Raw genomic sequence first — 12,463 nt, forward strand, 5'->3', positions numbered from 1 at the left:
GGGGTTTATCGAAGGGTTTAGCGCGAAGATTGTCCAAAGTGAGGATTCCTCGCCACAAAGCTGGTGACAATTTTTCGAACTGTTACGGCGCGGTATCGGGCGGTTTCAGAGCGGCGGCTGAGGTATTTTGAGGTCCGAGCGCTTCAGCTTGCCGTTCGGCGTCTTCGGCAAGCGCTCGACGAACACGTAATGGCGGGGGCGCTTGTAGGCGGCGAGGCTGGCTTCCGCGCGGGCGGCAAGTTCGGCGGAAAGGTCCGCGCCGCCTTCGCGCGCGACGACGAACGCGGTGATCGCGGTTCCGCCATGCGGTTGCGGCACGTCGATGACGCCCGCTTCGGCCACAAGCGGATGCTCGCGCAGGACGGCCTCCACCTCGACGGGCGAGACGCGATAACCGCCCGCGTTCATGAGATCGGACGCGCGGCCGAGATGGGCGATAGCGCCGTCCTCGTCGATGCACCCCAGATCCCCGCCCGTGAACCACTCGCCGCGAAACATCTCGCGCTCTTCGTCCGGGCGCTGCCAATAGCCAAGCATCAGGCCGGGGTCGCTCCGGTGAACGGCGATCATGCCAGCCTCGCCCGGCGGCAGGGATGTGTCGCCGCCGTCTTCCGGCAAGATCGCGACGCACCGCCCCGGCTGAGCACGCCCCACCGTGCCCGGCTTTCGCGGAAAGTCCGGCGCGCTGGAAAGATAGGTCGAAAGCTCCGTCTGGCCGAACCCCTCGTAAAGCCTTGTGCCGGTGCGCTCGCTCCACTCCGCTTCGAGCGCGTCGGGAAGCGTGTCGCCCGCCGTCAACCCGTGACGCAGCCGCGCGAGGTCGAGGCGGTCGCCGCTCGCCTGCCTCATGATCTGATGATAGAGCCCCGGCACGCCCGCGAAGATGGTCACGTCGAAAGCGCGGATCAGCCCCGGCCAGATCGAGGGATGTCGCTCGCCCGTGTAGAGCAGCGCGGTAGCACCGTTCGCCAGCGGATCGGAAAGCCCAGTCCCCATGGCGTAGGTCCAGTTAATGACGCCGGAATGCATCAGCCGATCCGCCGCCGTGATGCCGTACCAGCCGCGATACATCGGGCGACGGCCCCAGACGCTGCGATGCGCGTGCAGCACGCCCTTCGGGTTGGCGGTGGTGCCCGAGGTGTAGATCAGGAACGCCGGATCGTCGGCGGCGGTGTCTGCGAAAGCGCCTTCCGGGCCGCTGTCGATGGCGGCGATGAGCGCCGCTTCCGTGACCACCGCGAGGCCCGGCGCAAAATCTCCATGCGGAAGCGTGTCGTCAAGCACGATGGCCGCCGCGTCGCTGTCGTCGAGCAGGAAGCCGAGTTCGCGCGCGGTGAGGTCGGGCGAGGCCGGGATCGGCACGAGGCCGCCCGCGATCGCGCCGAAGAACGCAAGCGCATAAGCCGTGCGGTTCCTGAGCCGGATCAGCACACGAGTACGCGGCGCGAGGCTCCGATTCGACCGAAGCTCGAACGCCACGCGAAGCGCGGCGCTTTCGAGAGCGCGATAAGTCCACGTCTCGGCCTCGCGCCCCGCCGGATCGTGGATCACCACAAGCGCGGTCTTGTCTCCGGCCGCAGCGCCCGCGCGGAGCACATGCTTCGCCATGTTGAGGTTGCGCGGCGGAAGCTCGCCACGATAGCCGTTAGTGCTCACCTTCCGCTGTCCCCGCGCCCTTTGCCGCGCTTTTCGATGGCTCGGCCCACCAGGTTTCGAGCCGCGCGCCATAGAGCGTCGAAACCGGCGGCTGGCGCAACTGCGCCCACGCGGCGATCCACTGTTTCGGCGCGTAGTAAAGCGGGATGGCGTAATGGCCCGAGAGCAGCACGCGGTCGAGCGCGCGCACGGCGGCCACGAACTCAGCGCGCGTCTTCGCCGAAAGCATCGCCGCGATCATCGCATCGGCGCCTTTGCTCTCGACGCCCGCATAGTTGAAGCTGCCGTCCTGCTTTGCCGATGCGCTCGACCAGCGGAAGCTCTGCTCGTTGCCCGGCGAGAGCGACGACGCCCATGTCGTTTGCATCAGGTCGAAGTCGAAGGAAGTCGCGCGGCGCTGGAACTGCGCGGAGTCGATCATGCGGACGCGGCCTTCCACGCCGATTTGCGCCAGCGCGTGCGAATAGGCGAGAAGCAGCCGCTCCTGCTCGCGGCTCACGCAGAGCATCTCAAAAGAGAGCGGCGCCCCCGTCGCCTTCGACACCATGCGACCGTCGCGAAGCTCGTAGCCCGCCTCGTCCAGCAGCTGGATCGCACGCTTGCGGCCCTCACGGTTCGTACCCGAGGCATCGGTCTGGGGCTGGCTGAAGGTGCCGTCGAGGATGCCAGGCGCAAGCTCGGCCGCGTAGGGCGCGAGCAGCGCACGCTCCGCATCCGTCGCGCGCCGGCCATGCGACGACAGCTCCGACCGGTCGAAGAAGCTCTCGGTGCGCGCGTACAGGCCGCGATAAAGCATCTTGTTGAGCCACTCGAAGTCGAAGACCTCCGTCAGCGCCTCGCGGACGCGGCGATCCGCGAACACCTCGCGGCGCGTGTTGAACGCGAGCGCCGACATGGGCGCGGGCACGTTCACATCGAAGGCAAGCTTCTTGACGAGGCCATTTTCCACGGCGGGGAAATCGAACGAATCCGCCCAGCGCACCGCGTCGATGGGATCGCTGTCGCCCAGCACGTCGAACAGGCCCTTGCGGAACGCCTCCATCATGGTCGTGCGGTCGCGGTAATAATCGATGCGGATGCGGTCGAAATTATACTGCCCGCGGCTGACAGCCAGATCGCGGCCCCACCAGCTGGGATTCTTGCGGTAGGTGATGCTCGCGCCCGGCTCGATCTCCTCGACGACGTAAGGACCGCTCGCAATCGGCTTGTCGAAGCTGGTCTTCTCGAAGCTCTCCGGCGTCAGCGCGTGGCTCGGAAGCACCGGCATCAGGCCCATGATGAGCGGCATCTCGCGGTCGGCGCCGTCGAAGGTGAACTTCACGCCGCGTTCGCCGATCTTCTCGGCCTTGACCACCTTCGAATAATAGCCGCGATGGTTGGGGCGGCCCTTCTCCTTCAGCAGCTTCCACGAGAACAGCACGTCGTCGGGCGTAATCGGCTTTCCGTCGGCGAAGCGCGCCTCCGGGCGCAGCTGAAACGTCACCGAACTGCGGTCTTCGGGCGTGTCCACGCTTGCGGCGATCAAACCATAGAGCGAGAATGGCTCGTCATAGGTTCGCGCGAGCAGCGTCTCATAGACATATTCGCGCGCGCCCGCCACCGGCGCGCCCTTGATGATGAACGGGTTCACGCTGTCGAAGGAGCCGAGCACCGCGAGCCGAAGCGTGCCGCCCTTCGGCGCGGCTGGGTTCACATAGCCGAGGCTCGTAAAGCCATCCGCATATTTCGGCGCATCGTGCATGGCGATGCCGCCGCGCGGTTCGGCAGCGGCCGAAACGGTCATCAGCGCAGCCGCGAAAAGAGCCGCGACCACCCTTGCGCCGCTGTGTCTTTTCGGTCGCGGTGCGCGAGCGAAACAATCAGGTTTTCCACTTTGCAAGGCGTTCGGTTCCTTCGGTTACGTCTGCTTGCCCACCCCCCTCAAGTGCCGAAACTCCCAGAAAGAAAGCGTTTGGGCAACCCTTTCCCGGAAAAGAGCAACTCTTGCCGCCGCTCCCCATCCCATCGCGGTACCTGTCACGGAGATGCCTCAATTTCGAGTATGCAAGCAACAGTCGGTCCGGGAGAGGGGCCAGCGGAATTCGGAACAGCCAACACGATTTAGTGAAAGGTTCGGGTTAATGGTTTTCACAAAGCTCGCGAGAGCGGCGGTGATCGGGGCCGTCGCAGCGTCGGCGCTCACGCTCGGCGTGACCGGCGTCATGGCGCAGGACAAGGGCAAGGCCAAGCCTGCCGCCACGGAACAGAAGCAGGCCGCTGGCGACCAGAAGCCTGCGGATATCTGGTACAAGCTCTGCATCGACGTCCCGGTGGCCGAAGCCACGAAGCCGGGCGAACAGCCGAAGCAGCAGAAGCCGGAAGACCTGAAGAAGGTCAACGTCTGCCTTACGCAGGTTGACGTGCGCGACAACGCGACCGCCATCCTCATCGGCAAGATCGCGGTTCGTCAGGTCGCCGGGCAGGAGAAGCCGCAGATGCTCGCCATGCTGCCGCTCGGTTCGGCCCTGCCCCCCGGAGCCCTCGTCAAGGTTGACGACAAGGAGCCGATCAAGCTCGCCTACACGACTTGCGATCAGGCCGGCTGCTACGCTGAAGCCAACATCGAGCCCGCCCTCATCGACGACATGAAGAAGGGCAAGCAGATCGCGTATCTCGGCATCGACGTGACAGGCCGCGCGCTCAGCATTCCGCTGCCGCTCGAAGGCTTCGCCAAGGCTATCGAAGGTCAGCCTGTGCCGGTCGACAAGTACAACGCCGACCAGCAGAAGATCGCGGAAGTCATCAAGCAGCGCCTCGCCACGCTTCGCGCTCAGCAGGAAGCTGCCGCGAAGAACCCGCAGGGTGCGGCGGCTCCCGCAGCTCCGAAGAAGTAACACGCCCTTCACACGCGCCGCCATCGCGGCGCGTGACGCGAGCCCCGCCTTGGCGGGGCTTTTTTTATTCGCCTCAGGGAAACGAGGTTCGGCCCGATAGAGAGGATGTCGAAATCGGGAGCCCGTACCGAAGCCAAGCTGGCTGCAAAGCGCGCCCGACTGCCGGCGCGGATTGCCCTTTCCGCAACGGAAGTCGCGCGCAATAAAAAAAAGCGACGCCAAAAGGCGCCGCCTCCAAGATCGCAAGCTGACAATTTACTTCATGGGCTCATAGGTTGAGCCGACGTGATAGTTCAGACCGAAGCGAACGGTGTGGAACGCGTCGTCCTTCGCCGTCGAACCGGCCGAGGCAAGCGTATCGTCGCCACCGAGAACCGGAACGTTTCTGCCGAAGTTCAGATATTGATATTCGGCCTTGAGCGAAAGCTTCGAGGTGAACTTGTATTCGACGCCGCCACCGAGGACGTAGCCGGTGGCCGTGTCGACATACTTGTAGATCTCGTCGCCATCCCGCGCGCCGCCCGTAAGGCTGCCATAGGCGAAGCCGCCCGTGAATTACGCGAGCGTGTTGCCCGCCGCGTAGCCAATACGGCCGCGAACTTGCCGACCATCCTGCGGGAAACGAACTCCGGCTTGACTGCATGTGTTCCCGACGCTGCAACTGAGCTGCGGGATGGCGTCGCGTCTCGATCGCTGCAGACAAAAAAAGCGACGCCCAAAGGCGCCGCTCTCGTAATTCCAGAAGAAGCCGAAGCCTACTTCAGGGGCTCGTAGCCCGTAGCGCCGAAGTGGTAGTTCAGGCCGACGCGGACGGTGTTGAAGTCGGCGTTGTCGGAATCGTTGTCACCGAGATCGGTGTACAGGTATTCAGCCTTGACCGACAGGTTCGGCGTGAACTTGTGCTCAACGCCGCCGCCAACGGTATAACCGGTCGAGGTCTTGTCTGCACCGTCAAACTCGCCATAAGCGAAACCGCCCGTAGCATAAACAAGCGAGTTGCCGAGCGCATAACCGAGGCGACCGCGAACCGTGCCGAAGTAATTCAGCTTGTCGTCGTTGTCGTTCTTGATGTCCGAACCCTGGATGTCGGTTTCGACACCAAGAACCAGCGGGCTCGTGCCGAACGCGCCCTGCCAATTGTAGCCGATCTGGCCACCACCGATGATGCCGTCGGCGTCAGCGTCGTCGTTCCAGCCGTAGCCGACGTTGAGACCAGCGTAGAAGCCGGTCCAGGTCGCAACAGGAGCAACGATCGGGCCGTCCTTGTAACCGCCAGCCTGGCCACGATAAAGGTCAGCCGAATTTGCAGAAGCGATAGCCACGACGCTAGCAAGCGTCAGGCCCGCGATGCCGGAAAGAAGTTTCATCTCAAGTTCCCCATCTAGTCTTCTGTGTTGTCAACGTATGAACCACACGTGACACCACCAGCCCTAGGCAGTGCCTGCGTTTCATTCGATAGGGGGATACTAGTCGCCGAGGCAGTGCGGTGCAACAAGCTACGGGCAAGCGGCACCACGCCTGGTATGCCAGAATTTTTGCCAAGTAAAATCTATATTTTTACATTATAACAATGCGTTATTAGTCCGTATGCTTGCATTTCGCGCATGGGTTTGGGTGGCATATAGGCAACAGGAGCGGGCAAAGCGCCCCGCTCATCAGCGCCGAAGCACCTATCACTGCGGGAAGCCGCATCGAAACGCAGCTCTTTGGTGTGGCGCGCGACTCAATGAAATAGACCGACGGTGGAAAATTGTCGCCGCACCATGCCAGAGCCGGATCAGGCTGAATCAACTATGGGCTTTTGCGGTGGACCGTAGGCCGCCCGGCCCCGCAGGACTGGCGAGACATCCCTTTTCCGGTCGCCCGCCCAAGCCAAATAGATTATTCTCGCTCGAAACTTAGACAGAACGTCAGCAGGGACCGGTTGATGGAACGGCGATATGCAGTGTGGGACGTGTTCACCGCCTCGGCGCTTTCGGGCAACCCGCTGGCCGTAGTCCTCGACTCGGGTGAACTTTCGGGCGAGCAGATGCAGGCCATCGCGCGCGAATTCAATCTCTCGGAAACCGTGTTCGTGCTGCCGCCGCGATTGCCCGCCCATACGGCCCATGTGCGCATTTTCACCCCGGCGGCCGAGTTGCCTTTTGCCGGTCACCCAACCGTCGGCGTGGCGATCCAGCTCGCGGATGACCGGATATCCGGCGCCGCCGCCGATTGCGACTGCCTGATCGTTCTGGAAGAGGAGATCGGCAGCATCCGCGTCGGCGTCGTCGGCAGGCGCGGCCGTGCGCCTTACGCGGAATTCGATGTGCCGAAGTTGCCCGAGCTTTCCGGCGCACCCGCGCATGATGATCGCATCGCGGCAGCGCTGGGCCTCGCGCCGGGGGAAATCGGCTTCGCCAATCACAAGCCATCGCAATACGACGCAGGAACTCCCTTCACCTTCGTTCCCGTGCGCGACCTAGAAGCGATGGGCCGCGCGCATATCGTGGCGCAGCATTGGGAAGAGGCCTTCCACGGCTCCGGCGGCAAGGTGTATCTCTATTGCCGCGAAACCATCCAGCATAACGCATCGTTTCACGCCCGCATGTTTTCGCCCTCACTGGGCGTGGCGGAAGACCCTGCGACCGGCTCGGCGGCCGCTGCATTTTCGGCTGTGATCCATCGCTTCGACATTCTGCCCGAGGGCACGTCTGACTTTGCCATCGAGCAAGGCATCGAGATGGGACGCCCGAGCGAAATCAAACTCGAAATCGAAATATCGTCGCGCAAGCTGAGACGCGTCCGCATTGGCGGATTCGCCCGCCTCGTCATGCGCGGAAAGCTGTCCGTGTAGGCAGTGGTGTCGTTCGCGGCACCTCGTGAGCAAATGTCGGAATCACAAGATCTCGCTGCAACCGGGACTCAAATGTCAGATTCGCTCCACTAGTCTGATCGCGCGGCGACCGAACAGGCGGTTCGGCGAAGCTCGACCTTCAACGCAAAAAGGCCGGGCAAACGCCCGGCCTTTTTCGTCTTGTATTCGCTGCGGCGTCTTACGAGACCGCCGAAAGCTCGCGCAAACCGTCGTCGTCATTTGTCGAGAACAGAAGTCGCACGTCCATATAGCGGATGCGTCCAGCAACTTTCGCCTTCTGCACGCCGAGATCGCTGAAACGGCGCGTGAAGATCGGCAGGCCAAGCGGCTGCTTGCCCTTCGCCTCGCACCACTGGCAGTAATCGTCATACAGCGCGAGCGCCGTGACGCTGGAACCGTTTTCGCGACCGACGCGCTCATCAAAATAAAGCTCCGCATCCGTCTTCGGTTGCGCGGGCTTCAGGTCGATATCCTCTTCGAACGCCAACGCGGGAAGGCGCTGGGCGGGCGCGAAGGCCGGCACCGGCATGGCAACACGAACGGGTTCAGACACGGGCAGGCCCTTCACGTCGAAGATGCGCCAGTAAGAAAACGCCGTGTAGAAGCCGAGGCTTGCGCCCAGTTCGACGAGAAGCGCGATCAGAACGGTCAGCGCCGTCTGCACGTCTTCGGTCTTGTATCCGGTCAGGCCCGCAAGCATCTGGCTCTGCGGATCGCTGGCCTTGGTCGCCGCCTCGGAGGTCAGATCGCCGAGTTCCGTGCGCAATTGCGTAACCTTCGCGTCGAGCTTGTCGGCCTGCTCCGCAACCGCAAGCTCGGCCTTTAATTTGAAGTAGCTCTCGCAATAGGTCATGCTTTTCGTGGCTGTGGCGTTCGCGCATTCACCGCTCGAAAGCCAGCGGCCGTTTTGCTTGAACGCCTCGATTTCGCCTGCGACCGTCCCGGACGGGCGGTGCTCAGGCAAAGCGGTCAAAGCTGTGCGGGCGCGCTCCAGATCGGAGCGAAGATCCGCATGCGTCTCAACCTTCAGCACGCGCTGGCTCGTCGTGTCCGCGCGATTGAGCGCCGCAAAGCCCAGCGAGGACGAGAGCGAATAGGAAAAGCACACGACGAAGAGAAGCGCGCCGCCGAGCGCCTGGCTGTAACTACGATTGCGCAGCGCCGCGAAGATGAAGAACGGCAGCAACGCCTTGAAACAGTCAGCCGCAGCGCTCGCTCCGCCGTAGAGCTGCGACTCGAACTCGGACTTGCCGAGCGTATATCCGAATTTCCAGTTCATAGCGGCAGAGACGATGAGAAGAATCGCCGCCGCCATAACGCCTGCTACACCGAGTACGTGTCTCATGCCTTGCCCCCATATGGGGCGCCGCTCCGCTGGCGGCGCCATCGCAAAGGGGGCCAGCGAATTCTGTCGGTCTGACGTGATACAAAATCCCGGGCGGCACGCCCCGCAAAGACGCGCCGATAAGCCCGGCAGAAGTCACATTTTCGTGCGCGCTTGCCTGCTCCGAGACGGGATTTCTCCCGTAAGGCTGCGATCCGCCGCTGGTCCGCAGTCTTTTCGGCACAAGATCAAGCGCTTAATTAGGCCCCCGCACTCAGGTTTAATGATTCGTGAAGTGTTAAGCGAGGATTAATTTCGCTCCACAAGATCTGGTGGGTTTGTTACTATCATTGACCTCTATATTGATTTCCACGCGCTATTCACCGAATTTTTCCGTCGTCTGGCAAAAACGGGTTGCGATTTCGCCAGCTGCAACCGAAGATTAAATTGGGCGTATCAGGATCGAATTCCGGAGGGGCCCGTTGAACTGGTGTCGGTCCTGAACTCGCATCGAGGAGTTTTATGGAATGCGCCCCCTTGTCTTACTCTTTTGCAGCGTAGCGGCATTGATCGGGTTGCCTATGCTGGCGGATCAGTTCCGCGCCGGGCCGCCGCGACCGCTCAGAACGGCCGCCTTGTCACCGAATTCGCAGGGAAAGCCGACTGCGCCGCAGCCTGCTACAAAGGACACGCCGACAGCGGGCCAGGAAGCGAAGGCGCGCGTGGACCAGCAGCCGCCCGGCGCTACACAGCCCCCCGTTCGGTCGGGCCCGGTGCTCGTGAAATCCGAGGCGAGCGCTGCCCCCGTTCCGACGACGCGACCTGAACTGATTCAGGCGATCGGCAAGGAGCTTGCGCGGCTTGGGCTGTATGAAGGGCCAGTCACGAAGGCGTGGACGAAGGACATTCGCTCGGCGGCGCAGCGCTTCAGCCGAGCGAAGAAGCCGCAACCGACGCAGGCCCTGCTCGCATCCTTGCGAGCCGCGAAGCGCGACGAGAAGTCGGCCAATGCACAGCCATCGCTCAACATGCAAACGGTAACGATCTCATTAGCGACGGTCGCCAACACCCGCCCGACCGAGAGCGTCAATGCAACGACGCATGCCCCGACCGAAGGCTATCTGCCACCTTGGGCAAGCCTCGGCGGTCAAGCGGATCAAGCGCCGCGCACCAATGCGGTTGCGCCTCGCGGTCGCGCATCGAAGAAAGCGCCGCGTGCAAGCGCGGGCAAGGCAAAGCGACTCCCGGCATCGCGCGGGTCGAAGCGCCCGTCAAAAACGAAAAGCATGTTCGCGAATTCGGGTTTCGCGTGGCCCGGGCAGTGAGGGCATCGCGCACGCCCCGCCCATTGAAGACTTAGCGGGCGCCATTCGATGCGGCATTAGCGGCGATCAGATGTCCAGCGCTTCCGGCTCGGCGAATGCGGCGCGCTCCTGAATGAACCGGAAGCGCGCTTCCGGCTTGTTCCCCATCAGTTGCTCTACGACCTCGGCCGCCGCCGTCTCTTCGGACTTTGTATCGACGCCGTTCAGGTCGCCGCCGCGCCCCGCGATCTCCACGCGGAGCATCATGCGCTTCTTTCGGTCCATCGTCGTTTCTTTCAACTGCGCGGGCATCATCTCGCCTAGGCCCTTGAAGCGGCTGACTTCGAGCTTGCCGCGTCCGTTGAAGACGGTGCGTTTCAACTCCGCGAGGTGCGCATCGTCGCGGGCATAGGCCGTCTTGCCACCTTGGCTGAGACGGTAGAGAGGCGGCACAGCGAGGAAGAGGTGGCCGTTGCGGATCAGATCTGGCATCTGGCGATAGAAAAACGTGATCAGCAGTGACGCGATATGCGCGCCGTCCACATCCGCGTCGGTCATGATGATGACGCGGTCATAGCGGAGGTCGGTGTCAATGTAATGCTTGCCTGTGCCGCAGCCGAGCGCGAGCGTCAGGTCTGACAGAAGCTGGTTCTGCGCAAGCTTGTCGCGGGAGGCGCTGGCGACGTTCAGGATCTTGCCGCGCAACGGCAGAATGGCCTGCGTAGCGCGGTCGCGCGCCTGCTTCGCCGAGCCGCCGGCCGAGTCGCCCTCGACGATGAAGATTTCGGTGTCGTCCTTCGCGTTCTTCGAGCAGTCCGCGAGCTTGCCGGGCAACCTGAGCCTGCGCGTCGCCTTTTGGCGCTGGGTTTCCTTCTCTCGCCGCTTCCGAAGGCGCTCTTCCGCGCGCTCGATGACGAATTCCAGAAGGCCGTTTGCCTGCTGCGGCGACGCGGTCAGCCAGTGATCGAACGCATCCTTGACCGTGTTCTCGACGATACGCGCGGCCTCCGCCGAGGACAGCCTGTCCTTCGTCTGCCCCTGAAATTCCGGCTCACGGAAGAAGACGGAGAGCATCGCACCGGAGGCGACGAAAACGTCGTCCGCCGTGACCTGCGCGGCGCGTTTGTTGTTCGTCAGTTCGCCGTAAGCGCGTAGCGACTTGGTGAGCGCCGCGCGCAAGCCCGCCTCGTGCGTGCCGCCTTCCGGGGTCGGGACGGTATTACAGTACGACTGCATGAAGCCGTCGTCGTCCGCGATCCAGGCGATGGCCCATTCGACGCTGCCGTGCCCGCCCTCCTTCTGAACGCGCCCCGAGAACACGTCCTTCGTGACGGTCGTCAGCTTCTCAATGCGCGAGGAAAGGAAGTCGCGAAGGCCGCCGGGGAAATGAAAGACGGCCTTCTCGGGAACGTCGGCGTCGCCCTTCAGAAGCTCCGGCGCGCAGGTCCAGCGGATTTCCACGCCGCCGAAGAGATAAGCCTTCGCGCGCGCCATCTTGAAGATGCGGACGGGGCGGAACGTGGCGCGTTCCTTGAAAATCTCGGGGTCGGGATGGAAGCGCACGGTCGTGCCGCGCCTGTTGCGGACAACGCCAACGTCTTCCAGCTTGGAAGTTGGCAAACCGCGCGCGAAAGTCTGGCGGTAAAGCTTGCCGTTTCGCGCAACCTCGACTTCGAGCTTCTCCGCAAGCGCATTCACCACCGAGATACCGACGCCGTGCAAGCCGCCGCTGGTGGAGTAAACCTTCGAGTTGAACTTGCCGCCCGAGTGCAGCGTGGTCATGATGACTTCGAGCGCGGATTTGCCGGGATATTTCGGATGCGGGTCGATCGGAATGCCGCGCCCGTTATCCGCGACGGAAAGCGTGCCGTCGGCGTCGAGCGCGACTTCGATGAAGCTCGCATATCCGGCCACGGCCTCGTCCATGGCGTTGTCGATCACCTCCGCGAAGAGGTGATGCATCGCCTTTTCGTCCGTGCCGCCGATATACATGCCGGGGCGCCGACGAACCGGCTCCAGCCCCTCCAGCACCTCGATGTCGGCTGCGGTGTAGCTTTCGGCAGGCGACGCGCCACGCGCCGCGCTACCACCCGCCTTCGGCTTTTCGGGCTCGCTGCCTTCGCCGAAAAGATCGCGTGTCACCGCTGCGCTGTGCTTGGTCATCCATCTTCCCCTTCCGCCACGCCCGCAAGGCGCAGCGAATCCAACCGGATGCGAGGAGGGAAGGTTGCAAGACGCGACCGATTTGGCAAGGGGCAGCCGTACCGAGCCGTATCAAAGCCACATGAAGTTGCCGATTATTCGAAACCCCGCGAAGACGCGTCGAAGGTAACGGGCTGCTCGCGACGGGCCGAGCCCGCTTGCGGTTCGGGCTCGCGCGCGTTTATCGTTTCTTAGCTATATCGGCTTTCTCCGCAATGCCGGCAAAATGCTGTTCTTGCGTCGCGAC

General features: G+C 63.0%; 9 protein-coding genes. 3 read left to right on the top strand and 6 right to left on the bottom strand.

Annotated elements, in window-relative coordinates; all coding sequences use genetic code 11:
* Nucleotides 1–105: 105 nt before the first annotated feature.
* A complete protein-coding gene (locus RVAN_RS16555; RefSeq protein WP_013420850.1) occupies nucleotides 106–1,656 on the bottom strand; it encodes a class I adenylate-forming enzyme family protein in 1,551 nt (516 codons plus the stop codon).
* On the bottom strand, nucleotides 1,646–3,439 hold the full coding sequence (locus tag RVAN_RS16560; RefSeq protein ID WP_049779668.1) for an extracellular solute-binding protein: 1,794 nt from the start codon (nucleotides 3,437–3,439) through the stop codon (nucleotides 1,646–1,648). The genes RVAN_RS16555 and RVAN_RS16560 overlap by 11 nt, the downstream gene beginning before the upstream one ends.
* 337 nt (nucleotides 3,440–3,776) lie before the next feature.
* Between RVAN_RS16560 and RVAN_RS16565 the strand changes: the two genes are divergently transcribed.
* Nucleotides 3,777–4,529 carry an invasion associated locus B family protein gene (locus tag RVAN_RS16565; protein ID WP_013420852.1) on the top strand — a complete coding sequence of 251 codons (753 nt, stop codon included), beginning with the start codon at nucleotides 3,777–3,779 and terminating at the stop codon, nucleotides 4,527–4,529.
* A gap of 255 nt (nucleotides 4,530–4,784) precedes the next feature.
* Here RVAN_RS16565 and RVAN_RS21215 read toward each other — a convergent pair whose 3' ends face one another.
* On the bottom strand, nucleotides 4,785–5,027 hold the full coding sequence (locus tag RVAN_RS21215) for an outer membrane protein (protein ID WP_425337409.1): 243 nt from the start codon (nucleotides 5,025–5,027) through the stop codon (nucleotides 4,785–4,787).
* Between the two features lie 257 nt (nucleotides 5,028–5,284).
* The gene (locus tag RVAN_RS16575; protein WP_013420853.1) at nucleotides 5,285–5,896 is read right to left on the bottom strand and encodes an outer membrane protein; all 612 of its coding nucleotides are present in this window, start codon (nucleotides 5,894–5,896) and stop codon (nucleotides 5,285–5,287) included.
* Nucleotides 5,897–6,456: 560 nt separating this feature from the next.
* Here RVAN_RS16575 and RVAN_RS16580 point away from each other — a divergent pair.
* Nucleotides 6,457–7,365 (top strand): PhzF family phenazine biosynthesis protein, encoded by a 909-nt coding sequence (locus tag RVAN_RS16580; RefSeq protein WP_013420854.1) that lies wholly within the window; start codon nucleotides 6,457–6,459, stop codon nucleotides 7,363–7,365.
* Between the two features lie 199 nt (nucleotides 7,366–7,564).
* Here RVAN_RS16580 and RVAN_RS16585 read toward each other — a convergent pair whose 3' ends face one another.
* Nucleotides 7,565–8,731: a hypothetical protein gene (locus RVAN_RS16585; RefSeq protein WP_041789422.1), complete on the bottom strand. Its 1,167-nt coding sequence runs from the start codon at nucleotides 8,729–8,731 to the stop codon at nucleotides 7,565–7,567.
* 614 nt (nucleotides 8,732–9,345) lie between these two features.
* On the opposite strand from RVAN_RS16585, the gene RVAN_RS16590 reads away from it, so the two are divergent.
* On the top strand, nucleotides 9,346–10,035 hold the full coding sequence (locus tag RVAN_RS16590) for a hypothetical protein (protein WP_169309575.1): 690 nt from the start codon (nucleotides 9,346–9,348) through the stop codon (nucleotides 10,033–10,035).
* Between the two features lie 66 nt (nucleotides 10,036–10,101).
* Here the strand turns inward: RVAN_RS16590 and parE are convergent, their stop codons facing one another.
* A complete protein-coding gene (parE, locus tag RVAN_RS16595) occupies nucleotides 10,102–12,177 on the bottom strand; it encodes a DNA topoisomerase IV subunit B (RefSeq protein ID WP_013420857.1) in 2,076 nt (691 codons plus the stop codon).
* Nucleotides 12,178–12,463: the final 286 nt, after the last annotated feature.

It is taken from the genome of Rhodomicrobium vannielii ATCC 17100 (assembly GCF_000166055.1).
In the GTDB taxonomy this organism is placed as follows: domain Bacteria; phylum Pseudomonadota; class Alphaproteobacteria; order Rhizobiales; family Rhodomicrobiaceae; genus Rhodomicrobium; species Rhodomicrobium vannielii.